At 64.4% G+C, this 23812-nt stretch carries 22 protein-coding genes and 1 tRNA gene; 10 read left to right on the top strand and 13 right to left on the bottom strand.

The annotated features are described in order from the left end of the window. Window positions 1–198 precede the first annotated feature (198 nt). Both XH83_RS06165 and XH83_RS06170 read left to right on the top strand, forming a co-directional pair. Window positions 199–1371, top strand: a complete 1173-nt coding sequence (locus XH83_RS06165) for a thiolase family protein (RefSeq protein ID WP_194406147.1) — start codon at window positions 199–201, stop codon at window positions 1369–1371. 203 nt (window positions 1372–1574) lie between these two features. Then, complete coding sequence (locus tag XH83_RS06170) at window positions 1575–3548, top strand: methyl-accepting chemotaxis protein (protein WP_194406148.1); 1974 nt, start codon at window positions 1575–1577, stop codon at window positions 3546–3548. A 50-nt stretch (window positions 3549–3598) separates the two neighbouring features. On the opposite strand, the gene XH83_RS06175 is transcribed toward XH83_RS06170, so the two are convergent. Continuing rightward, window positions 3599–7042, bottom strand: coding sequence for a PAS domain-containing protein (locus tag XH83_RS06175; RefSeq protein WP_194406149.1), 3444 nt, complete (start codon window positions 7040–7042; stop codon window positions 3599–3601). Between the two features lie 578 nt (window positions 7043–7620). Here XH83_RS06175 and XH83_RS06180 point away from each other — a divergent pair. From XH83_RS06180 to tcmP, 3 genes are all read left to right on the top strand, one after another. Beyond that, entirely contained in the window at window positions 7621–8055 is a 435-nt protein-coding gene (locus XH83_RS06180) for a phasin (RefSeq protein ID WP_194406150.1), read from the top strand. A 351-nt stretch (window positions 8056–8406) separates the two neighbouring features. Next, window positions 8407–8483 (top strand) — tRNA-His (locus XH83_RS06185). A 287-nt stretch (window positions 8484–8770) separates the two neighbouring features. Continuing rightward, window positions 8771–9661 carry a three-Cys-motif partner protein TcmP gene (gene tcmP / locus XH83_RS06190; protein ID WP_194406151.1) on the top strand — a complete coding sequence of 297 codons (891 nt, stop codon included), beginning with the start codon at window positions 8771–8773 and terminating at the stop codon, window positions 9659–9661. Here the strand turns inward: tcmP and XH83_RS06195 are convergent. After that, the gene (locus tag XH83_RS06195; RefSeq protein ID WP_194406152.1) at window positions 9628–10383 is read right to left on the bottom strand and encodes a DUF5131 family protein; all 756 of its coding nucleotides are present in this window, start codon (window positions 10381–10383) and stop codon (window positions 9628–9630) included. The genes tcmP and XH83_RS06195 overlap by 34 nt on opposite strands. A gap of 353 nt (window positions 10384–10736) precedes the next feature. On the opposite strand from XH83_RS06195, the gene tenA reads away from it, so the two are divergent. Beyond that, the gene (gene tenA, locus XH83_RS06200; protein ID WP_194406153.1) at window positions 10737–11420 is read left to right on the top strand and encodes a thiaminase II; all 684 of its coding nucleotides are present in this window, start codon (window positions 10737–10739) and stop codon (window positions 11418–11420) included. Window positions 11421–11457: 37 nt separating this feature from the next. Here the strand turns inward: tenA and XH83_RS06205 are convergent, their stop codons facing one another. The 3 genes from XH83_RS06205 to XH83_RS06215 form a co-directional block, all read right to left on the bottom strand. Then, window positions 11458–11844: a nuclear transport factor 2 family protein gene (locus XH83_RS06205; protein ID WP_246776484.1), complete on the bottom strand. Its 387-nt coding sequence runs from the start codon at window positions 11842–11844 to the stop codon at window positions 11458–11460. Window positions 11845–11945: 101 nt separating this feature from the next. Continuing rightward, window positions 11946–12884 (bottom strand): AEC family transporter, encoded by a 939-nt coding sequence (locus XH83_RS06210; protein ID WP_194406155.1) that lies wholly within the window; start codon window positions 12882–12884, stop codon window positions 11946–11948. 60 nt (window positions 12885–12944) lie between these two features. Then, on the bottom strand, window positions 12945–13094 hold the full coding sequence (locus XH83_RS06215; RefSeq protein WP_194406156.1) for a hypothetical protein: 150 nt from the start codon (window positions 13092–13094) through the stop codon (window positions 12945–12947). Between the two features lie 117 nt (window positions 13095–13211). On the opposite strand from XH83_RS06215, the gene XH83_RS06220 reads away from it, so the two are divergent. Further along, the gene (locus XH83_RS06220) at window positions 13212–14351 is read left to right on the top strand and encodes a helix-turn-helix transcriptional regulator (RefSeq protein WP_194406157.1); all 1140 of its coding nucleotides are present in this window, start codon (window positions 13212–13214) and stop codon (window positions 14349–14351) included. Window positions 14352–14399: 48 nt separating this feature from the next. Here the strand turns inward: XH83_RS06220 and XH83_RS06225 are convergent, their stop codons facing one another. Together XH83_RS06225 and XH83_RS06230 are read right to left on the bottom strand one after the other, a co-directional pair. Then, on the bottom strand, window positions 14400–15323 hold the full coding sequence (locus tag XH83_RS06225) for a CoA ester lyase (RefSeq protein ID WP_194406158.1): 924 nt from the start codon (window positions 15321–15323) through the stop codon (window positions 14400–14402). Between the two features lie 2 nt (window positions 15324–15325). Further along, entirely contained in the window at window positions 15326–16492 is a 1167-nt protein-coding gene (locus XH83_RS06230; protein ID WP_194406159.1) for a CaiB/BaiF CoA-transferase family protein, read from the bottom strand. A gap of 343 nt (window positions 16493–16835) precedes the next feature. On the opposite strand from XH83_RS06230, the gene XH83_RS06235 reads away from it, so the two are divergent. Then, entirely contained in the window at window positions 16836–17180 is a 345-nt protein-coding gene (locus XH83_RS06235; RefSeq protein ID WP_194406160.1) for a hypothetical protein, read from the top strand. A gap of 363 nt (window positions 17181–17543) precedes the next feature. Next, window positions 17544–18221 (top strand): ParA family protein, encoded by a 678-nt coding sequence (locus tag XH83_RS06240; protein ID WP_025032179.1) that lies wholly within the window; start codon window positions 17544–17546, stop codon window positions 18219–18221. A gap of 134 nt (window positions 18222–18355) precedes the next feature. Here XH83_RS06240 and XH83_RS06245 read toward each other — a convergent pair whose 3' ends face one another. From XH83_RS06245 to trxB, 5 genes are all read right to left on the bottom strand, one after another. Next, window positions 18356–18502, bottom strand: coding sequence for a hypothetical protein (locus XH83_RS06245; RefSeq protein ID WP_194406161.1), 147 nt, complete (start codon window positions 18500–18502; stop codon window positions 18356–18358). Window positions 18503–18650: 148 nt separating this feature from the next. Beyond that, complete coding sequence (locus tag XH83_RS06250) at window positions 18651–18800, bottom strand: hypothetical protein (RefSeq protein ID WP_194406162.1); 150 nt, start codon at window positions 18798–18800, stop codon at window positions 18651–18653. Between the two features lie 193 nt (window positions 18801–18993). Continuing rightward, on the bottom strand, window positions 18994–19902 hold the full coding sequence (locus XH83_RS06255; RefSeq protein WP_194406163.1) for a 4-hydroxy-tetrahydrodipicolinate synthase: 909 nt from the start codon (window positions 19900–19902) through the stop codon (window positions 18994–18996). A 462-nt stretch (window positions 19903–20364) separates the two neighbouring features. Then, window positions 20365–21288: a LysR family transcriptional regulator gene (locus tag XH83_RS06260; protein WP_026201990.1), complete on the bottom strand. Its 924-nt coding sequence runs from the start codon at window positions 21286–21288 to the stop codon at window positions 20365–20367. Window positions 21289–21293: 5 nt separating this feature from the next. Further along, window positions 21294–22259, bottom strand: a complete 966-nt coding sequence (gene trxB, locus XH83_RS06265; protein ID WP_194406164.1) for a thioredoxin-disulfide reductase — start codon at window positions 22257–22259, stop codon at window positions 21294–21296. A 266-nt stretch (window positions 22260–22525) separates the two neighbouring features. On the opposite strand from trxB, the gene XH83_RS06270 reads away from it, so the two are divergent. Then, window positions 22526–23005 carry an Lrp/AsnC family transcriptional regulator gene (locus tag XH83_RS06270; protein ID WP_008135853.1) on the top strand — a complete coding sequence of 160 codons (480 nt, stop codon included), beginning with the start codon at window positions 22526–22528 and terminating at the stop codon, window positions 23003–23005. Window positions 23006–23288: 283 nt separating this feature from the next. On the opposite strand, the gene greA is transcribed toward XH83_RS06270, so the two are convergent. Further along, window positions 23289–23762 carry a transcription elongation factor GreA gene (gene greA, locus XH83_RS06275; RefSeq protein ID WP_097657627.1) on the bottom strand — a complete coding sequence of 158 codons (474 nt, stop codon included), beginning with the start codon at window positions 23760–23762 and terminating at the stop codon, window positions 23289–23291. Window positions 23763–23812 lie beyond the last annotated feature (50 nt).

The raw sequence follows: 23812 nt of genomic DNA on the forward strand, positions 1-23812 counted from the left end.
GAGAACCCGGAATCTCGAGATTCCGGGTTCGGCTCTTCGAGCCGCCCGGAATGACGAACAACATATATTCCGACCCGCGGAACAACGCCGCCTCCATCATCTGGAGGCGGCGTTTTTATTTCTCCCGCAGCCTGCCGACTTTGTGTACCAATGGCGTCCAGGACGCTTCGTACCAATCGTTCGACAAGGGAGAAAACAATGCGTGAAGCCGTCATCGTTTCCTATGCGCGCACGGGCCTCGCAAAATCCGGCCGCGGCGGGTTCAACATTACGCCGCCGATGTCGCTCGCGGCGCACGCCATCCACCACGCGGTCGACCGCGCCGGCGTCGACAAGGACTACGTCGAGGATTGCTATCTCGGCAATTGCGCCCATGGCGCGCCGAACATCGGCCGCCAGGCCGCGCTGCTCGCCGGCATGCCGAAGACCACCGCTGGCGTCTCGGTGAACCGCTTCTGCTCCTCGGGGCTGCAGACCATCGCGATGGCCGCCAACTCGATCCGTTCCGATGGCGCGGACTGCATCGTCGCCGGCGGCGTCGAGAGCATCTCGATGCCCGGCGGCGGCACGCCGAAGGAATCGATCGATCCTGAATTGCTCAAGGTCGCCCCCGATATCTTCATGGCGATGATCGACACCGCCGACATCGTCGCCGAGCGCTACAAGCTCAGCCGCGAATACCAGGACGAGTTCTCGCTGGAATCGCAGCGCCGCATGGCGGCGGCCCAGCAGGCGAACAAGTTCAAGGACGAGATCGTCCCGATGAAGACCAGGATGAAGGTCGTCGACAAGCAGACCAAGGCCGAGTCGATCGTCGATTACGTCGTCGATCGCGACGAGTGCAACCGCCCCGAGACCACGATGGAAGGCCTTGCCAAGCTTGAGCCGGTGAAGGGGCCCGGCAAGTTCGTCACCGCCGGCAATGCCAGCCAGCTCTCCGACGGCGCCGCCGCCGTGGTGCTGATGGAAGCCAAGGACGCCGAGAAGCGCGGCCTCAAGCCGCTCGGCCGCTTCGTCGCCTGGGCCACCGCGGGCTGCGAGCCCGACGAGATGGGCATCGGCCCGGTGTTCGCGATTCCGAAGCTCTTGAAGCGCACCGGCCTCAAGATCGACGACATCGATCTGTGGGAGCTCAACGAGGCCTTTGCGAGCCAGTGCCTGTATTGCCGCGACCAGCTCGGCATCGATCCCGCCAAGTACAACGTCAACGGCGGCTCGATCGCGATCGGTCATCCCTTCGGCATGACCGGCGCCCGTCTCACCGGCCATCTGCTGCAGGAGGGCGCCCGCCGCAAGGCCAAGTGGGGCGTGGTCACGATGTGCATCGGCGGCGGCCAGGGCGGCGCCGGCCTGTTCGAGATCTACAGCTGATCCGTAAGCGACGACCTCGATATTCCGAGCACGGCGCCGCGAGGCGCCGTGTTTCATTTTCGGAATTGGTTTGTGCACTCAACCGTGCACAAAGGCGAGTGATGCAACAAATACACGTATTTGTACGTGCCCGCAAATTAACGGAAGGTTTGATGCCTTAGCGCTTCATCAACCGTATCTGTCACCATCGGGTCTTTCGTCAGATGCGGCTTCTCTCTCTTCGTCTCACCCACAAGATCACCGCGATCGGCGTGATCGGCGTCGTCGGCGTCGTCCTGATCGGCGGCATTCACCTCTACGGTGAGAAAGCAATAGCCGCCTATCGCAACGCCGCCGAAGAGGCGCGCACGGTGTTCGAGCTGAACAACAGGATCGCGGTCGAGCTGCTGGAAGCGCGCCGGGCCGAAAAGGATTTCCTGCTGCGCAGCGATCCGGCCAGGGCCCAGCGCCAGGCCGAGATCAGCCGGCAGGTGGCGCTCGACATCGACACGCTTCGCGGCAGGATCTCCGGCCTCGGCAAGCCCGAGCTGGCGCAAAAGATCGACGCGATGAACGCATCGCTGAAGACCTACCAGGCGCGCTTTGCCGCGGTGGTCGAGGAACGGCAGCGGCTCGGCCTCGACGAGAAATCCGGGCTCGAAGGGCGCCTGCGCGCCTCCGTGCACGGCATCGAGAGCCAGGTCGACCAGCTGCAGGACTCCTCTCTCAAGGTGATCATGCTGATGATGCGCCGGCACGAAAAGGATTTCATGCTGCGGCGCGACGCCAGATATGGCGATGACATCAAGAAGCGTGGGACCGAATTTTCAGCCGCCCTCAACGCCAGCGCCATTCCTGACCACGCGAAAGCCGAGCTTCGCCAGAAGCTCGCCGATTACCAGCGCGATTTCTCCGCCTGGATGGAGACCGCGCTGAAGCTCGCGGCCGAGCTGAAGGCGATGTCCGAAGCCTTCTCCGCGGTCGAGCCCGTTATCGAGCACATCTCGAAGTCGGTCGACCAGATTCGCATCGAGGCCGACCGGCTGAACGAGGCCGAGCGTAGCGGCATCCAGTTCTGGATTGCGGTCGCGATCGCGCTGATCGCATCCGCCGTGCTCGGCCTCGGCATCTTCATCGGCCGCTCGGTGTCGAAGCCGCTGACCGCGATGCGCGCGGCGATGATCGAGCTCGCCAACGGCAATTTCGCCATCGTGCTGCCCGGGCTCGGCCGTCCCGACGAGATCGGCGAGATCGCGCAGGCCGTCGAGACGTTCAAGATCAATGCCGAGCGCAAGGCGAAGGAAGAGGCGGAAGAGAAGATCAGGCAGGACAAGCTCGCCGCCGAGCGCCGCCGCGCCGACATGATCCGGATGGCCGACGATTTTGAAGGCGCCGTCGGCGAGATCGTCGAGACCGTATCGTCCGCCGCCAACGAGCTCGAGGCTTCGGCCACGTCTCTGACCACGACGGCCGGCCGGTCGAGCGAGCTTGCCACGCTGGTCGAGGCGGCGTCCGAGGAGGCTGCGACCAACGTTCAGTCGGTGGCGTCCGCGGCGGAAGAGCTCACCGCCTCCGTCAACGAGATCAGCCGCCAGGTGCAGGCCTCCGCCCGCATGGCCGGCGAGGCCGTCAGCCAGGCCGGGCAGACCAACGACCGCGTCAGCGAGTTGTCGAAGGCGGCCGCACGCATCGGCGACGTGGTCGAGCTGATCAACGCCATCGCGGGCCAGACCAATCTGTTGGCGCTGAACGCCACCATCGAGGCCGCGCGCGCCGGCGAAGCGGGGCGCGGCTTTGCCGTGGTGGCCTCTGAAGTGAAGGCGCTGGCCGAGCAGACCGCGAAGGCGACCGGCGACATCGGCCAGCAGATCTCGAGCATCCAGGTCGCAACGCAGGATTCCGTCGGCGCGATCAAGACCATCGGCGGCACCATCGAGCGGCTGTCCGAAATCTCATCGACCATTGCGGCCGCGGTGGAAGAGCAGGGCGCTGCGACCAGTGAGATCTCGCGCAACGTCCAGAACGCCGCCGCCGGCACCACGCAGGTCAGCGCCAACATCTCCAGCGTGCGCCAGGGCGCGACCGAGACGGGATCTGCCTCCTCGCAGGTGCTGTCCGCGGCGCAGTCGCTGTCGAACGACAGCAACCGGCTGAAGATCGAGGTCAGCAGGTTCCTGGAGACGGTGCGCGCGGCGTGAGCTAAGGGGCGCGCTGCCTCTTCGCTACGCTCGCAATGACGGTGGGCGCCTCACGCCCCCGCCAGCGCCGGTGCGAACACGACTTCGATCAGCGTGCCGTGGCCCGCGCTCTTGATGTTGAAGCGGGCGCGGTTGGCTTCGACCAGGGCCTTGGTCAGCGACAGGTTCAGCGCCGCATTGTCCGCGGCATCGCCCGGCGGCGGGGTGCGGAACGGCTCCATGGCGGCGGCGACCTCGCGCTCGGAAAGGCCATGGCCGGTGTCGCGGATGCGAAGTGCAATCTCGCCGCGGTCGGTCGTGGCGGTCGAGACGATGACCTGTCCGCCGGCACTGGCGAGCCGGATCGAGTTCGAGATCAGATTCATGGTGATCTGCCGCATCGCGCGCGCATCGACATGCACCTGCGGCAGCGCATGCGCCAGCGAGGTCCGGATGATGATGCGCTCGCGATTGGCCTGCGGCTGCATCACCGTCACGCAAGCTTCGACGAGGTCGTTGAGGTTGAGGTTGGCGAAGTTGAGGTCGAGCTTGCCGGTCTCGATCCGCGACAGCTCCAGCAAATCGTCGATGATCGCGATGACACGCTCGCCGGAGGCGCGGATGTCCTTCATGTATTCGCCGTAGCGCTCGTTGCCGAGCGTGCCGAAGCGCTCGGAGATCATCACCTCGGCAAAGCCGATGATGGCGTTGAGCGGCGTGCGAATCTCGTGGCTGATCCGCGCCAGCATGTCGGCCTTGGCGTTGGCCGCACCGTGGACGAGGCGGCGCGCCTGCGTCAGCTCGCTCTCGCCCTGCTTGCTCTGGCTGAGGTCGCGGAACACGGCGAAGAAGTTCGGCCCGTCCGGCCGCGTGCGGCCCATGATCATCGCGAGCGGAATGACGCCGCCCTTCTTCTCGCGCCCCAGCACCTCGCGGCCGTGGTCGAGCAGGCTCGCAATGTCCTGGCTCTTGAGGCTTTCGAGATAGTCGACGACGATCTGCTGGCTCTCGGGCGCGAACAGCGTCACGAGGTTCTGCTCGAGCAGCGCCTCGCCGTCATAGCCGAACAGCGCTTCCGCGCTGCGGTTGCAGGCGTGGATGTTGCCTTCGGCATCGAACATGACGATGCCCTCGGCCGTGGTGTCGAGGATCGCGGCGAGATCTTCCGCCTCGGCTTCGCCGACCGCGGGCTCGAGCTCGGGCGCGTAAGGGAACGACTCCGGGACGATGGCTTCGGCAACGACGCTCTCTGCGATCACGGCGGCGGGCGCCGCCGGCGGCAGCGCGCAGATCAGCGCATGCGCGCTCTCGCCGTCCCAGTCGATCGTGTGCAGATGCGCTTCCGTGGTCGGAAGCGGCGCTTCGCCGTTCGCGACCGTCGCGCTGATCGCAACCGGCGTGCCGGCCTGCGAGGTGCTGCTCGCCGGGGACACGCCGGGCGCGACATAGAGCGCATCCAGCCCGCCGGCATCTTCCAGCGCATGGAGGTCGGCATAGCCGATGCGCGCGAGAAACGCGGGGTTGGCGTAGAGCAGGCGGTCGAGCCGGTAGATCAGGATGCCGCTCGGCAACAGGTCGAGCAGAGTGCGGTCGCGCGCGCTCATCCCGCGCGGCGGCGGCGCGGGCTCGGTCAGCCATTCTGCCGCGGGTGGCGGCGCAGGCTCCGGCGCCGGCGCTTCAGCAGTGATCTCCGCCGCGGGCTCGGACGATTCCGCGATCGCCTCGCGCTCGCGCTCCAGCCGTTCGGACAATTGCCGGGCGAGCTCGTTGAACGCGCTGTTCTCGACCGGCGTCAGCGTCGGCGACGATCGCGCATCGCCGGCCAGACGGAACGGCACGACATTGGGAGGGGTTTCGACTGGCGTTTCCACTGGGCTGTCCGGATCTTTTGGCTGTGAATTCGCGTCGCTGGTCGGTTCGGTGTGTTCGGCTTCGGCGGTCGGCTCGGGCGGCTCGATCGGTGGAGGCGGCACCTCCGCCACCGGCTCGGGCTCTTCCACCGGCTCGGCCTCTTTCAATGGCTCCGGCTCGACCACCTCGGTGGCCAGGCCGTGCTGCGCCGGCGGCTCGCTCAGCAGCTCGAAGCGCCTGAGCGCATCGAGCCGGTTGAGAGCGTCGAGATCGCGGCAAACGCCAAAGCCCTTGAAGCCCGCGAACTCGCGCGCGGCATCGTAAGTCGGCAGGCCCGCGAGCTCGACCGGCAGAAGCGCGCCGCCATCGGCCGGCCAGTTCAATGTGATCCCGGCCCAGGTGTCGTGGCTCGCCAGCGCCTGTGCGACGCGCCCCTGCGGGTCGAGCGCGAATGTGTCCGCGATCTCGTGCCAGGGACGGCCGAAACCCCCGGCGGTGCGCGCGCCGATCAGGCGGATGAATTCGTCGGAGAGCAGCACAAAGCGGCCCTCGGCATCCGTCTGCCAAAGGAAGCGCAGCGGATGCTGACGCGGTGCGGGCGGCTCTTGACCCGACAAGTCTTGACCCGGCGGCGGCTCGACCATGGAAGACGTGATCGGCGCAGCCTGCGGCGACACCATGGCTTCCGGTGGGTTTTCAACCGGAGTCTTTGCCGTGATGTCGGCGGCCTGCTCGGCCACGTCACGCACCGGATCTCGATCGGTCTGTTCGACCGTGTCCTCAACCGTGTCTTGCGGTTCGGGCGCGGTCTCGTTTGCTATGGGCGCCTCGACCGGCTCGGCGAACGCATCGAACAAGGAGATTCCGGCCGAGACGTCCTGCGATGGCAGCGGCTCGCTCGGCATGGACGCCGCGTCTTGCGCGGGCTCGACCGGCGCCTCGCGCGTGCTCTCCGCCGTGCTCTCGGGCATGGGCTCGGCAGGCCTCTGCTCGACGGGCCTTTCTTGCGCCGCGGCCGTCGGCTCGATCAGCGCGACCAGGCCGACATCGGCGCCGCGGCCGACCCGTTGCAGCACCATGTGGCCGATCCCGATCGGCGTCTCGACGCGGCCGTCGCGCAGCGCATCGCTGCGCGCCTGCTCGAGGCCGGCCTCGCCGAGATCGCGAAAGCCGAGCAGGGCGCGGGCGGCGGCGCTGGCGCCGACGAACAGGCCGTCGGGCGCGAACGCCGCCATCGGCATGTCGGCGCCTTCGACCAGGCGATGCAGCCGCTCGACCAGCGGCATGCTGCGCAGGCTCGGGTCCATCGCGGCGACGAGCACCGCATGGCTGCCGTCGGCAAATTCGAGCCGGGCGCAGGCGCAGGTCATCAGCGTGCCGAGCTTGGCGCCGAAGCCGCGCAGGCGTTCGAGCCGCACACTGCCGTTCGCCGGCAGCTGGCGCGCGAGCCTGACGATCTGGCGGCGATGGGGGTCGGCAGGGCCGAACGCCTTGTCCGCCAGCGCCGCGCTATGCGCCGCGCCGAACAGCCTTGCGCCGACCGGATTGGCCCACAGCACACGCGCGCCGTCGGTCGACCACAGCCAGGCCGGCAAAGGGGAGGTCGCATGCACGGCCAGCCGCGGATCGCCCACCCCTCGCAACTGGAAATCCGAACTCGTCATCCGACCGGCTTTAAGTCTCACGCTGGCAGCTGGCAGCTGCCGGAATGGCAGCCTTAAGAAAGGGTTAGTATCGCGCGCACCCGCGCATAGGTCCACGGCCCCGCCATTGGGAGGACCCCCAAAGCCGCGATAACCTTAATCCCGCCACCCAGGCAAGCCGGAGCCGGGGTGCATCCAAGGGATTCGGTCGACTTACTCCGCCGTCATTCCGGGGCGCGCGTAGCGCGAGCCCGGAATCCATCTATCCTCCGGCTCTGCTGCCCGATGGACTCCGGGCTCCCTCGCTTCGCTCGTGCCCCGGAATGACGAGGAGGGGAATTTTCTCAACCCCCGGTTCCCCCTTACCGGAACCTCACCCTGCCCGAGATTAAATTTGCGCGCCGCACCCTCGAGGCGCATTGCGCTGCACAATGTTGACACGATAGGCTGCAATATTATGGGGGCTGGGCGAGCCATCTCGTTGTTTCGCGTTTCCAGTCTTCGTTCCCGCCAGTCTTCAAAGCAGAGACAAGGCCCCGGTTGGCCGGCGGGCGCGCCAGAAGGCTCACTCCATTTTTTCATTATCGTGAGGGACGACCATGACAGGTGCGACTGATCCGTTTTCTGCCTCGATCATTCCGTTCGAGGTTCCCGAGCAGATGCGTGCGTTCGCCGAAAAGGGCGTGTCGCAGGCCCGCGAGAACTACGCCAAGTTCAAGGACGCGGCCGAGACCCATAACGGCACCGTCGAGGCCGTGTTCACCTCGGCCTCCAAGGGCGCCAGCGAGTACAATGCCAAGCTGGTCGAGTTCATGAAGGCCAACACCAGCGCGCATCTGGACTTCGCCCAGGAGCTGTTCAGCGTGAAGTCGCCGTCGGACGCGTTCGCGCTGTGGACCAACCATTCCCGCAAGCAGCTCGAGACCTTCCAGTCCCAGGCCAAGGAGCTGGCCGAGCTCGCCCAGCGCGTCGCCGCCGAGACCGCCGAGCCGATCAAGGCCTCTGCCTCGAAGTACATGCCGCCCGCCGCCTGAGCGGTCAGGCCGGATTTGAGTTGAGAGAAACCCGGGCGGAGCGGCCCGGGTTTTTTCTTTCTTCGCCTCTCCCGCCTGCGGGAGAGGCCGGCGCCAGACGATGCGAAGCATCGCCGGGCGACGGGTGAGGGCTCTCACCGCCCGGGGACTGCCTCGGCAGGCGGCATCGGGCGCACAACACCCCGATGCCCGCCATCGCACCCGATTTCCCCGCACCGAACGCGATTTCAGCCGGTTTTTCACCCCAATGCGGCCTTGCCAAACCGGGCCGTTGCACCTAGTTTCCGCCCCGTCCAGCCCCCCTCGGCAACAGGCCTTTTCAGGCACCCCTTGAGGGCGGCTCGCCAGGATGCAGTTGTAGCTCAGTTGGTTAGAGCGCCTGTCTGTGGAACAGGAGGTCGGTGGTTCGAGCCCACCCAACTGTACCAGCGGTTAGCGTTCGACGGTCTTTTTAGCGGTAGGGCCTAGATACCAATTAGCTACCATGCTCGCAGGTTGGCTCCGTGGTCGCGGCTGCTCAACATGGGCTTGTTGGTTGAATGCAGGTGCGCTGCGCCCTCCCTTCCCACCTCCGAGGGGAAGGAGCCGAACTCTTCAATCCAAACTCCGGCATGCGCTTCCGCTAATTTGCGGCGAATCCAAGATATGGGCCGTATTGCTGGCAGACCACGACTCGTGGTTGAAATGATCTTTCGCTCCAAATGAGTTTGCCGCGATGCCAGTCGATCACGAGTTCGGCGATCAACACACAGAGCTAAAGCTCTCTATAGTCGAAAAATATCTGCACTTCTTCACTACGGCGCTGAGAGGAAAGTTTGGCGAGCTTTGGTATATTGACGCCTTTGCAGGCACTGGCTCGCGAACGGTTCGGCATGAAGAACGGCCGGCTGGCCTCTTAGACGGTGGCGAACCGGAAAGAGTAGAGCGTCGCCGCGGCTCTGCCAAGATTGCTATCGACGTGCGACCGGCCTTTGACTTTATCGTATTCATTGAAAACAAGCCGACGTATTTTGCGGCTCTGGAAGAATTGAGAGCAATCCATTCGGGTAGGCGCATCGCGGTGATCAAGGATGACGCCAACGATGCGCTCCAATCACTCATCGCTGGTAACAGCTGGCATTCTAAGCGCGCCGTCCTGTTCCTTGATCCGTACGGAATGCAGTTGGATTGGTCGACCCTCGAAAAGGTGGCGGCAACAAAGGCCATCGATGTTTGGTTTCTATTTCCGTTATCTGGACTGTACCGCCAAGCTACGCGCGACTTGGCCGATATCGACCAGCACAAACGAGCCGCCCTCACTCGCATGTTTGGTTCTGACGCATGGGAAGAAGAACTCTACCCAAAGACAGTTCGAGAAGATCTGTTTGATGGTATCGTAGAGGAACCGCGGCAGCGATCGGCGGACGTTGCCGGCCTTGAGGCGTACGCCAAAAAGCGGCTGGAAACCATCTTCGCTGCTGTACTCAAGCCACTGCCGTTGCCGCTACACGATCGGCCGCAGCGCTTCTCGTTGTTCTTCTGCGTTTCGAACGATGATCGGAAAGCGATAGGGCTGGCCAGCCGCGTTGGGAATCACATCCTCAAAGCCGGCGGCATGGCGTCGTAAGTGCGGCCGTGGAGTAGGCGACCGGCAGCTTTCTTATTTTTGCCACCCCATTGTTTGAAGAAGAATGCCGTTCCAGCGCGCTGGCACATGGCTTCGATCTCCTCCACCCATTCGGGCTTCATCTCACGCGCTCGGGGTCCGCTTTCCCCACCGACAATCGCCCAATCGATGCTGGATAAGTCTCCGGCCGCAACAGAGCCGATTAAGGGCTCAAAGGAAACGAAGCGCACCGCCGCCGGCACGGCTCGCAGTGCGTCCAGTCGCGAGAGTACCCGAGTGTCTTCAACGCTTGTGCCCAGCCAGACGTTAGGCAAAACACTGAAGCGGGAATCTGAAAGCATCTCCGCCATAATCTCAGGTCGCTTTGTCAGAATTTGATAGGTGTGCCGCGGTGTTTCTTTCATCACCTTCCACACCTGCAAAACGAACGTTTTCGGGACCTTCGGATGAAAAAGGTCGGACATTGAGTTGACGAATACCTTCCGCGGCTTCTTCCAGGCATGCGGCGCTTCGAGAGATTTGGCGTCCAGCCGGATCTTTCCGGTCCAAACAGCTCGGCCGCCGCTCTTGCGGGTCAACCCGGCGTATTTGTCGAGCCCCATCGCATCGAGCCTAGCCGCCATTCGCATAGCGTAGCAATTGGTGCAGCCAGCCGTCAGCACGGTGCACCCGGCAACGGGATTCCAAGTTGCGTCGGTCCATTCAATTGAAGTTTCCGCCATTGAGACACTGAATCAGAAGACCGCGAACATGGGAATCAAAATTTGAAGTTGGCGGCCAATGATTGGCACATTGTCCCACTGGCTGGTTCGCGACATCCTACCATCTATCTGCACCGGCCGAAATGGTGGCGTCGCCGGCGGCTACTTCGCCCTATCGAGCTCTAAGACATTCGGAATTACGGTGCATTCTAGTGCACAAAACTCCGCAGGGAGTGCCCTACCCGGGAAGTGCCTCTTCACAACGCTGGTCAAAGCCAATTTTCTGCGCTGTTACCGTGGCTCCCCCGTTCGCAATGCGTTATCGATCGCGAGCCAAAGACGTTCATGGACAAGCAAGCCAGGCGGACAACATCGTGAGTTTCTTCGAGCGTCTCAAGACAGCAGCATCCGGTGAGTGGCGGGCCTACACCGAACATCCCTTCACGAACGGATTGGCGGACGGCTCGCTCCCCGAAGCTGCATTTCGTCACTACCTTGTTCAGGATTACCTGTTCCTCATCGAGTTTGCCCGCGCCTACGCGCTCGCGGTCTACAAGTCGCCCTCGCTTGCCGACATGCGCGAGGCCGCTTCCGGCCTGTCGGCCATTCTCGATGTCGAGATGAACCTGCATGTAAAACTCTGTGCCGATTGGGGCCTGTCGCCGGCTGACCTTGAACAGGCCCCGCCGGCGGCCGAGATGCTGGCCTATACACGCTACGTGCTCGACGCCGGGATGCGCGGCGATCTGCTGGCGCTCAAGGTGGCGCTTGCACCTTGCGTGATCGGGTACGCCGAGATCGCAACCCGGCTCGCCTCGCTGCCCGGTGCAGACGCTGCGACGAACGCCTATCGCGTTTGGATCGCCGAATACGCCGGCGTGCCGTACCAGGAGGTCGCCGCCAACGCGCGAGCGCATCTGGATCATCTCGCCGATCGCTACGTCACGCCGGCCCGCGAGGCCGAACTGACCGCAATCTTCAAGGAAGCCACCCGGCTCGAGGCGGACTTCTGGGAGATGGGCTGGCGCGCGGGCAAGCCTGTTGCCGAGTTACGGTGACAATGCGCGGTAACTCCTCGCGGAGCTGCATCCCGCCTCAGCCAATCATCGCCTTGATCTGCGCCGTATCCGCGAACTCGATCAGCTCCGCGATCTTGCCGTCCTGGAATCTGAACAGGTCCAAAATCTCGGTGCTGACCGTTTTCCCGGTCGGATGGTATCGCACGTTGAGGCGGCAATGGACGGCGACGCGATCGCCGTCGACCAGCTCGGCCAGGATTTCGCGGTTCTCGAAACCGAAGCCGGCGGTCAATTGCGTGAATGCTGCATGCAGGGTCGGGTGGCCCTGCATTCGCCCCGTCAGTTCGAGCGCGCTTTTGTCACCCATCAGCGTGAATGCGCCCTCGGGATGAAAGGCCGTCATGAGGCTGTCGGTGTCGGCGCCATCGCGCGCGGCGTAGGCGTCCTTGATCAATGCGAGCATGTCTTCGCGGCTTGCCATGTCACCCTCCCTGCAAGACGTATCAGGGCAGCTTAACGACCTCTACGGGTAAAGGCAAAACGTCGCGATCATGGTGCAGGTGCTCAGCGCGCCACCACCCAAACCACCACCGGCAGCGTCACCGCCGCCAGCAGCGTGCCCAGCGCCACCGCGCCCGACACCGGGTTCACCAGCCGCTGATACTGCACCGCGAAGATGTAGGCATTCGCACCGGTCGGCATCGCCGCGAACAGCACGACGACGCCGGCGGCGATTGGGGGCAGGTCGAGCAGTCGCGTCAGCACGAAGGCGGCGGCCGGCATGACTGCGAGCTTCAGCGCGCACATCACCAGGATGCTCAGCTTCTCGCCCTTCACCTCGAAGCGGAACAGATTGATGCCGAGCGCGATCAGCGCCGTCGGCGAGCCCGCTTGCGCGAGCAGCTCGATAGTGCGGTCGATGACGGGGGTGAAGCCAAGGCCGGTGAAGCGCCAGATGACGCCGAAGCCGATCGCCAGCATCAGGGGGTTGCGGGCGAGATCGGTGAGCACGGGGCGGATCACCGACAGCGCCGAGCCGGTGCGCTTGCGGCTGACCAGCTCCATCTGCAGGATGCCGCAGAGCCAGAGCAGCGGTGTATTCACCGACAGGATCAGCGCCATCGGCCCCGCCGCCTCGTTGCCGAGCGCGGAGAGCACGAGGGGAATGCCGAGCATCACGATGTTGCCGTAGACCGAGCCGATCGCGAACACGACGCCGTCCTCGCGGTCCTCGCGCCGCGCGCGGATCAGCGCGGAGATCAGAAGCGCCGCGATCCAGGTCAGGGCGAGCGCGCCGTAATAGGCGCCCCACATCCGGTAGGGGCTGACATCGGGGAATTCCGAGACGACGATGGTGCGGAACAGCAGGGCGGGGATCGCGATGCTGAAGGCGAATTCGCTGATGCCCTTGTGCGCGCTTTCCGAGACGAAGCGAAACAGCACCGCGGCATAGCCGGCGGCGATCAGCGCAAACACCGGAGCGACGATCAGCAGTGTGGCCATGCGCGCCTACGATCCCAGTTCGATGATCCCGCGCGCGATCTGCACATTGGGAGTAGCCAATCATTCCTGCCTTCCAGCGTCTCCGCCGCTGATGACGATGATGTGCTCCATGATGGCGAGAGGTGACAGGAACTCCCGCAACGCGAGTGCAAAATAGCGGCAAGGCCGACCAAAGACAATTTTGTGCACCGCCACCGTAATCGATTTCATACTCAGAAATCCCGTGGAAGTTTCGGGAGAGCGGCCGGATCGCAATTGCCGAAGGGCAATCTCGTGTAACCTGCAGCTTCTTTTAACCTAATGTATTCTCTGATCGATTGGGAACCCATGGCCCTTGCCGCCGACCGTCTCCTCCCTGCCATCGAAGCGATCTATGATGCCGCAGCGAGCCCATCACTTTGGCCATCCGCTCTTGGCAAGATCGCCGACTGCTTCGATGACACCGGCGCGATCCTGCAGTGGCGAAGGGACGATGGGGCGTTCGGAGCCATTGCCTCCGAACGCCTCGCGCCTGCGCTCGCCGACTATGGGGCGCGTTGGGCGCAGCATGATTTCAAGGCCGAACGTTGCGTTTCGTCCGGCCTTTACGTCAGCGGCGAGCCCTTCACCGATCGACACATCGGCCCGATCGACGACGCCTACCTCAACCATCCCTTCAGCAAGGAATTCCTTGCAAGGCATGGTTTGGGCTGGTTCGGATCGATCGGGGTGTCACCCGACGCACGGATCCTCGTGGCGCTCAGCGTGCAGCGAGCCTTCGCCAAGTCGCAGTTCTCCGACGCCGAACTGGACCTGATAGCGACGCTCGGACGCCATGCCGAGAAATCGTTGCGGCTGTCGATCCGGCTGCTTGATACCGAACTGGCCAATCTGGGCCTTGGCGACGCACTCGCGCGGATCGGCATTGGCGTGTTCGCGCTGGACTCGTCGGCCCGTGTGCTGTTCGCCAATCCGGTCGGGGAGAGCCTTCTCGGAGAGGTGTTCGACCTCGTGAACGATCGTCTGCGTGTTCGCATGGCAGCGAGCCGGGCGCCGTTCGAGACCGCGATGACGCAAACGCTTCGCGCCGAGGCGCGCGATCTGCTGGCCGAGCCGAGACCCATTCTCGTCGAGGCGAGCGCAACTGGCCGGCGTTTCGTCATCTACCTCCTGCCGATCACCGCCGGCGCACACCCGGAGAGTCATTTTCTGACCCGCACGCGAGCGATCGTGCTCGCGATCGAGTTGAAATCGGCCGAGCCGCCGGATCCCGCCATCGTGCGGGACATCCTGGGCTTGACGCTCGGGGAGGCCAGGATCGCCTCGCTGGTGGGGTCGGGCGTTCCGCCGAAACAAGCTGCGGGGCGGCTTGGGATTGCCGAAGAGACGGCGCGCAATGTGCTGAAGCGCGTGTTTCAGAAGCTCGGCATATCCAGGCAGAGCGAACTCGCAGCGCTGCTTGGCCGGCTCGTGTTGCGCGGGCCCTGAACCACCGGCCTTCGGAGGATCGGCGTCGGGAACGGCTTTCAATCGCCGCTACGATCCCAGTCCGATGATGCGGCGCGCCATGCGCACATTGGCATAGTCGATCATCTTGCCGTCCAGCGTCACCGCGCCCTGGCCGTTCGCCTCCGCCTGCTCCATGGCCTCGACGATCCGCCGCGCCTGCGTCAGCTCCGCGGCCGTCGGCATGAACGCGCGCCGCGTCGGCTCGATCTGGTCGGGGTGGATGACTTGCTTGCCGTCGAAGCCCATCGCCGCGGCCTTCTGCGCGCTGGCCTCGGTCAAAATGGCGTCGCGGAACGCGCCGCAGGGGCCGTCGATGGCGATGAGGCCGCGCGCGCGGGCGGCCACCAGCAGGCGCATCATGGGATAGGCGAACAGGTCGAGCGGCGCTGAGGCATAGCCGGTCTGCACTGAACCGACATGGCGGTAGCCGTCCGGCGACACGCCGATGTCGGAGGAGCGCGCGCCGATGGAAGCGGCGAAATCGCCGACGCCGAGGTGCAGCGCGGCGACGCTGGCGTGGCACGCGGCGAGCGCGTCGACATTGACGAGGCCGAGCGCGGTCTCGATCAGCAAGTCCAACGCGACCGGTTCGGCGCGATCGGGCGCGGCCGCGCGCAGCTGATCGGCAATCGCCACGATGTCGCTCGGGTTCTCGGCCTTCGGCACGATCAAGGCATCGAGCCGCGGCAGCGCCGCCAGCGCGCGGAGCTCTTCGGCGATGAACGGGCTGTCGACGGCGTTGATCCTGACAGTCACGCGCTTGCTGCCCCAGTCGAACGCGGCGAGCGATTGCACGGCTTCGCCCAGGGCAAGGCTCTTCTCGGACGGCGGCACCGCGTCCTCGAGGTCCATGAACACCGCATCCGCCATGGAGCTAGCTGCCTTGGCGACGAGACGGGCGCGATGCGCGGGGACGGCGAGGGTGGCCCGCACGGGCTGCTGATGCGCCATCGTCACGCGTCCTTCTCAAGGCCAAGTTCGCTGATGATGGCCTCGTTGTGCTGCCCCACATCGGGCACCGGATCCATCCGCGGCGTGAGGCCGGGAATGGTCAGAGCGGGCAGGAAGCTCATCACCGGCCCGCAGGGCGAGCCCACGCTTTGCACGCGCGAGCGCGCATGGAGCTGCTCATGCGCGAGGAACGCCTCGACCGAGTTCAGATGCGCGTTGGCGACCCCGGCCTCATCCAGCAGCCGCAGCACCTCTTCGCCGGTCATGGACGCAAAGCGCTGCTCGATATGGGCCTGCAGCTCGTCGCGGTTCTGCATGCGCAGCGGATTGGTGCGGAAGCGCGGGTCGTCGGCAAATGCGGCATCGCCGAGCACGATGCGGCAGAGCGAGCGCCATTCCCGGTCGTTCTGGATGCCGAAGAAGACGGTCGCGCCGTCGCCGACCCGGAACGGGCCGTAGGGCGCGATCGTGGCGTGCCTTGCGCCGGTGCGCGGCAGCGGCCGGCCGGTACTCTGTGTGTAGAAGGCGGGATAGCTCATCCAGTCGGTGATGGAATCGAACAGCGAGGCCTGGAAGGCGGTGCCCTTGCCGGTCCGCTCGCGGCGGTACAGCGCCATCAACACGCCGTTGAGGATGTACATGCCGGTGGCAATGTCGACCACGGACAGCCCGACCTTGGCCGGCTCCGCCTCGGTGCCGTTGATGGCGAGCACGCCGGCCTCGCACTGCACCAGCAGGTCATAGGCCTTCTTGTCGCTGTAGGGACCGCCGGTGCCATAGCCCGAGACGTCGCAGGCGATGATGCGCGGATGCTTTTTGAGGAGCGACGCCGCATCGAGGCCGAGTCTTTCAGCCGCGCCCGGCGCGAGGTTCTGGATGAACACGTCGGCCTGCGGCAGCAGGGCGTCGAGCACCTTGCGGCCGCCCTCGCTCTTGATGTCGATGGCAAGGCTCTCCTTGGAGCGGTTGGTCCAGACGAACTGGCTCGACATCCCGTTCATCACATGGTCGTAGTCCCGGCAGAAATCGCCCGCGCCAGGCCGCTCGATCTTGATGACCCGCGCGCCCCAGTCGGCCAGATGACGGCTCGCCAGCGGCGCTGCGATGGCCTGCTCGAGCGAGACCACCGTGACGCCCGAGAGCGGCAGCTCCGCCTCATTCCCCTCCATGTGACTTCTCCTCACGTGCGCTTGTCGACCGGCGCAGGAGACAAGCCAGCCACCCCACGCGCATCTTCTTGGATGTGACATGATGCCCCTGTTTTGCCCGACAAGTCAAACGTGGCTTCGTTTAATCCTAAAAATTGCTGAGGGATTACCGGCACTTGGCTACTGTGCATGGGGTTGTTTTCGCGTTTTTTGGGGTTGGCCTTCAGGAACCGTCGATTGCTGGTGCCAGGCTGTCCGCCTGTTGCCGAGACCGCACAGCTCCGACCTTTCGCATCTCCCATCGGTTGCCAACCAACCGCGGTTCACCCACTATCCGCTTCCTGTTCGACCTGTGGGGGACGAGATGCCGGCGCTTCGCTTCAAGACATCCTTGGCTGCTGTCACCTTTGGGATGGCCCTGGCCGTGCTGGTCCAGCCCGGTGCCGGCTTCGCCTACACCCAGGAGGAGCAGCAGGCCTGCACGCCGGATGCGATGCGACTGTGCGGCGAGTTCGTGCCGAACGTCGATGCCATCACCGCCTGCATGATCAAGAAGAAGGCGCAGCTCTCGCCGCAATGCGCGGTGTTCTTCCGCCGCGGACCGGAGCCGGGCGAGCAGCGTGCCGGCAGGCCGACCAACATCGCGCCCAAAACGGCGAAGAAGACCACCAAGCCGGCGAGCAAGAAGAAGAAGACCAGCGACGGCTGAGCGCGGGGGGGCCTGCGTTCCTCTTTCGAAACCTCGTAAGGTAACGGACTCCTTTTGTTCGCGCAGACTGGCGCGAGGCTTGCGGCGTTGACGGACAGGCGCAACGGAAAAGAGTCGGGTGCCGCTCTGCGCGGCGAGGTTGCATCCTGTTTTTCCCGAACGACTGCTCAAAAAACGCACACAAGCCTGGATGCACTGCGTTTCATTGCAGTTCGTGTCGCGCCTCGCACATCGCAGTGTGACTCAAAAGCCAGCACGCCTTGTTATTTCGTGACCGCCGCGCAACTCTCGATAAATTTATCTTTCACGAATCAGCGCGGTGATTCATTTTCGCAGCCTGGGGTCAATCTGGAGGCCGAAGGTATGAACGTTATTGTTTTTGCATCGCGTAAAGGCGGCTCGGGCAAGAGTACCCTCGCCGCACATCTTGCCGCACAGATCAAGGCGAGCAAGCAGGTCATGCTTGTGGACGCGGACCCGCAGGGCTCGCTGACGCTGTGGCACAAGCTGCGCGGCACCAACGAACCGCCGATCAAGGCGGCCGTGAACTCCGTCAGCGGCATCGTCTCCGCCGCCAAGCGCGACGGTTATGAATGGGTGCTGATCGACACGCCGCCGAACCTGTCGGCCGTCGTCGACGACGCGATCAAGAACGCCACCATGGTGGTGATTCCCGCCCGTCCCGGCGTGTTCGACGTCAACGCGGTGCAGGAGACCATCCAGATGTGCCGCGCCGCGCGCAAGCCCTATGCGGTCGTGCTCAACGGTGCGCCGGCCAAGCGCGACGAAGCCGAAAGCCCGATCGTCACCATCGCCCGCGAAGCCCTGGCGAAATTCCGTGCGCCGGTGTGGGGCGGCCAGATCACCAACCGTTCGGATCTCCTGATGGCGTTGAGCCATGGCGAGGGCGCGCGGGAGTATCAGGCCGAGAGCCGTGCGGCCCAGGAAATCGCAAGGCTGTGGGCGGCAATCGAGCGTTCAGTGAAGGCCATTCGCGGCACGGCGTCGGCATCCGGCGCAATGCACAAGCAGGCAGCCTAATTTTTCATAAATCATTCCCCGGACGACAAACGCGCGGACGCCCGCGCGTTTTGCGTTTCTGGATGATGGTCCGTCATGCCGGGACAAGCCCGGCCATGGCGACGAGGAAGGAGAGCTGACCTGCAAGCCGAAGCTTACGCCACCATCAGCATGTAGAACACGATGACCGGCGACAGCGTCAGGATCACCGACCAGATGCCGACGGCCCAGAGAATGTCCTCGGTGGTAAAACCCTGCTCGGTGGACAGCTTCTCGTAATCAGCGTCGAAATGCGACGCCATTTCATTATGACTATTCACAAACGCCCCCGCGATTTCTTCGCTTATGGGCGTGGACGATACCCGGGATGTTTTAAAATTCCGGCTTGCAGGCTGCAGCGTATTTGAACACAGCTCTGCCCTTCGGATTAACCATCCGGGCTCGTCTGTGTCAGCCGACCAGCCAGACCCGAAACAGCAGCGCCGGCATCAGGCCGAGCATCACCGCCCAGAACCCGAACGACGATACGACGAGAATTCCCTGCAAAAGATCGGCCGGCGCGAACTGGCTCGCGGCCGTCGGCCGTGTGCGATGCCCCATGGTCATTCCCCCTGTGAGAAGCCTTTCGAGGCCTACGATAGGCACCAGAGCGTAAACGAGGCGTGGATGCGCAATGCCGCGGATGCGAAGGCTGTTCGCGCGATGTTAACCACGGGGCGGTCTCTCACCACGGTCATTCCGGGTTCGCGACCTCGTCGCGCCCGGAATGACATGCGGAAGCAGTGACGAGCCGCTACGCCGCGACCTTCGTCCGCCGCTCGATCTCGCGATCGATCGTCGCCGCGAGCTCGCTGCTGACCTCCACCATCGGCAGGCGCACTTCGGGGCTGTCGATCAGGCCGCAGCGCCACAGCCAGTACTTCGCCGGCGCCGGGCTCGGTTCGGTGAACAACAGGCGCGTCAGCTCGGCGACCTCATGCCAGCGTGCCAGTGCCGCGTCGTGATGGCCGCGCTTCAGTTCGTCATGGACGGCCGCAAAGGTCGCGGTCTCGACATGGGCGGACAGCACGATGCCGCCGTCGGCGCCGTCGGTGAGCGCCTCGAAATAGTTCGCGTCCTCGCCGGTGAGCACGCGAAACTGCTTCGGGCGATCGCGCAGCAGCGCGATGGATTGCTCGCGGCTCGCGCCGCAATCCTTCAGGCCGACGATGTTCCTGTGCTCGGCGAGCCGCAGCATGGTCTGGTTGGTGATGTTCACCGAGGTGCGATAGGGAATGTTGTAGAGCGCGAGCGGCCAGGCGGCGTGATCGGCGAGCGTCTCGAAATGCGCCAGGAGGCCGCGCTGCGAGGGCCGCACATAATAGGGGCTCGCGATCAGATAGCCGTCGATCGGCCAGTCCGCGGTCTCGTCGAGACGCTCCTGCAGCCGCGCGGTGTCGGCGCCCGACAGCCCGAGGCAGATCGGCACGGTCCGCCGGCCGGCTGCCATCTCGTCGCGCACGATGGCGACCAGACGTTCGAGCTCGGCCTCGCGCAGCGTCATGCCTTCACCGGAGGTCGCCCCCAAAATAAGGCCGTCGATGCCTTGCCCGGCGTAGTGCCGCGTCAGCCGCTGCAGCGAGCGCTCGTCGAGCGCTCCATCGCGAAACGGCGTCACCAGCGGCAGCCACAGCCCGTGCAATTGTTCCTGTAGACCAGTCATGTTTCCATCTCCTTCTCGGGAAAAACCTGAGACGGAGGGCACATGAAAAAACCCCGTCCAGGCGGCGGGGTTTTCGAAGATTTGCAGCGATGACGAAGCTTAGCTAGCGCGCGCAAACATCCGAGGCCCCGGGATGGGGGCCTTTTTTCGAGGCGATCGCCTTGAACGAGATTGCGCACGACTTCGTGATCATTTGCAAATGATGCGGGGTATGCGCGGAACTGTCAATACACGCGGAGGGCGAACGCCGATTTGGCAGAAAAAAAGCCGGGCCCAAAGAGCCCGGCTTAAGGTATTGGCCACGTGAGGCCGACACAATCACCTTCCAAGAGGGATTACTGAACTCCCGCGCCACTGGAGGAGGGGGACAAATGCGCAACGCGAAGGCTCAGCGTGCAAACAGTATGGGCTTGACGAGCGGCCTGCAGCAACAGCCGAGGCCGCATGTCAGTCATGCGGAAATCAGGACGGCCAGCGCTGCGCCTTGCTGACCACGAAGTCGCGGAACACCTGCACGCGCGCGACGGTCTTCAACTCCTCGGGATAGACGAAGTAGGTGTCGAGCTGGATCGAATCGGACTCGCCGAACAGCTGCACGAGTTTGCTCTGTTCCTCGACGAGGTAGTCGGGCAGCGCGGCGATGCCGAGACCCTGCTGACAGGCGCGCACGAGTCCGAGGATGTTGTTCACTCGGAAATAGGCTTCGCGCGGACCGGAGCCGTTGCGGCCGGCTTCGACCAGCCAGTTGCGGTTCTGCAGGTGCGGCGCGAAGTTGCCGTCCGAGAGCGTGATGATGCGGTGGGAGTCGAGCTCCTCCAGCGTGCGCGGCGTGCCGAAGCGCTTGATGTATTCCGGCGAGCAATAGGCGTGGAAGCCCATCGCGAACAGCTTGCGCTGGATCAGATCCGGCTGCGTCGGCTTGCGGGTGCGGATCGCGACATCCGCCTCGCGCATCGACAGGTCGAGCTCCTCGTCGGTGACGATCAGGGAGATCCGGATCTCGGGATAGAGCGCGGTGAACTCGCCGAGCCGCGGGATCAGCCAGTTGATGCCGACGCCGGGCGTGGTGGTGATCTTGAGGTCGCCGCTCGGCCGCTCGCGGCTGTCGGTGAGCTTCGCGCGCGCCGCCTGCAGCTGCATGAACACGTCATGCGCGGTGCGGAACAACAGGTCGCCCTGCTCGGTGAGGATCAGGCCGCGGGCGTGGCGGTGGAACAGCGAGACCGAAAGCTCCTGCTCCAGCGCCGAGACCTGGCGTGACACCGCCGATTGCGACAGGCCGAGCTGCTCGCCGGCATGCGTGAAGCTGCCCGCTTCCGCCGCTGCGTGAAACACCTTCAGCTTGTCCCAGTCCATATCCGTAAATCCGTCGCGTGTTCGAGGCATGATCGTTATTCCGCTGCCGCGCGCTCGCTGGCGCGCAGGGCCAAGAAACGTTCGGCCTCGAGCGCTGCCATGCAGCCGAGGCCTGCGGCCGTCACGGCCTGGCGATAAGTCTCGTCGGCGACATCGCCGGCGGCGAACAGGCCGGGCACCGAGGTGGCGGTCGAGTTCGGGGCGGTCTCGACGTAACCCGACGGTTTCAGCTTGATCTGGTCTTTCACGAGCTCGGTCGCCGGCGCATGGCCGATGGCGATGAAGACGCCGTCGGTCTTCACGTCCGTCAGCGCGCCGGTCTTGACGTTCTTGAGGCGCACATGGGTGACCTTGTTCGGGTTCTCGGTGCCGCAGATCTCGTCCACGGCCGAGTCCCAGATCACCCTGATCTTCGGATGCTTGAACAGGCGCTCCTGCAGGATCCGCTCGGCGCGGAAATGATCGCGGCGATGCACGATGGTGACCTGCGAGGCATGGTTGGTGAGGTACAGGGCTTCCTCGACCGCGGTATTGCCGCCGCCGACCACCACGACCTCCTTGTTGCGGTAGAAGAAGCCGTCGCAAGTGGCGCAGGCCGACACACCGCCGCCCTGGAATTTTACTTCCGACGGAAGCCCGAGCCAGCGCGCCTGCGCGCCGGTGGCGAGAATGACGGCGTCGGCGAGATAGACGTCGCCGGAGTCGCAGGTGAGGCGGAACGGCCGTTGCGCCGTATCCAGCTTGATGACCAGGTCGGTGACGATCCTGGTGCCGACATGGACCGCCTGCTTCTCCATCTGCTCCATCAGCCAGGGGCCTTGGATCACGTCGGCAAAGCCCGGATAGTTCTCGACATCGGTCGTGATGGTGAGCTGGCCGCCAGGCTGGATGCCCTGAATCAGGATCGGCTCGAGCATCGCGCGCGCGGCGTAGATCGCGGCGGTGTAACCGGCGGGGCCGGAGCCGATAATGACGACCTTTGCATGAACAGGAGCGGACATTTCGATGGACGCCTTTCACGGGGGATCTGCAGCGCGGGCGCGGAACATGCCGGGAGGCGTCGCGGAGGCGCTGAAATATCAGAGCTAATCTAAGCGTTCTGGTGAGCTATGCAAGAATTGCATTCCCTGTCGGCGGATTTTTCCAACAGGGAACAAAAGTCGATTGCGGTGCACGCGCAATAAAATTGCGCTGGCCGTGCAGACTGGGTATGAGGATTGCGATAAGCCCACCAATACCGCCGTTAAAGGCCAGGAGTTCCAATCACGTGTCGCGGAACCTAGACGAGATCGACCTGAAGATTCTCACCGAGATTCAGGCCGACGGTCGAATCACGAATGTCGAGCTGGCCAAGCGCGTCGGCATCTCGCCGCCGCCCTGCCTGCGCCGCGTCCGGGCGCTGGAGGAGGAGGGCTATATCCACGGCTATCGCGGCCTGCTCGACGCCCGCAAGCTTGGCTTCGACGTGACCGTGTTTGCCGCCGTGCACCTGTCCAGCCAGGCCGAGGCCGATTTGCGCGCCTTTGAGGAATTCGTCCGCGCCGAGCCGCTGGTTCGCGAATGCTGGATGCTGTCGGGCGAGGTCGATTTCATCCTCAAATGTGTCGCCCCCGACATGGCGACCTTTCAGGATTTCGTCACCCATCTCACCGCCGCGCCGCATGTGCGGAATGTGCGGACCTCGCTGGTGCTGCATAATTCGAAATACGAGGCCGCCGTGCCGCTCGAGGTGAAGGGGCGGAGGTAGAGCGCCGCTCTCGTGCGCCTGACGCAGCGCAGCGCCACTTCGGCGGTGCGCTGCAGAGCCGAGACACGAGGGTGGTGGATGTCGCTGCTGCGCACTCCGTTATTGCGAGCGTAGCGAAGCAATCCAGAGTCTTTCCGCAGCGGCAGTGCGGATTGCTTCGTTGCTTTGCTCCTTGCAATGACGTGCGGTAAGAGCGCGTGTCCACTCCCGCAGGTCATCTGCCGAAACAAAAAGGCTACGCACTGCGCGGCCTTTTCGAAACATCAGGGCAGGCGGCAAATCCTTACCGCCACTCCACCTTGGTGATCTCATAGGCCTTGGCGCCGCCGGGGGCGTTGACCTCGACGGTCGAGCCCTTCTTCTTGCCGATCAGCGCGCGGGCCAGCGGCGAGGTGATGGAGATGCGGCCTTTCTTGGCGTCGGCCTCGACCTCGCCGACGATCTGCCACACCGCCTTCTTCTCGGTGTCCTCGTCGACCAAAGTCACGGTGGCGCCGAACTTGATGGTGTCGCCGGAGAGCTTCGAGATGTCGATGATGTCGGCGCGCGCGAGCTTGTCCTCGAGCTCGGCGATGCGGCCCTCATTGTGGGACTGCTCTTCCTTCGCGGCATGATATTCCGCGTTCTCCGACAGGTCTCCGTGCGAGCGCGCTTCCGCGATATGCTCGATGATCCGCGGACGATCTTCCGACTGGCGCTTCTTCAATTCTTCCCCGAGCGCGACAAAGCCGGCCTGGGTCATCGGAACCTTTTCCATCTCTTCTCTCGTCCTTCAGCTGCGCGCCTCACAAAGACCGCGGGGCGCGG

Source organism: Bradyrhizobium sp. CCBAU 53351, from assembly GCF_015291745.1.
Taxonomy (GTDB): Bacteria; Pseudomonadota; Alphaproteobacteria; order Rhizobiales; family Xanthobacteraceae; genus Bradyrhizobium.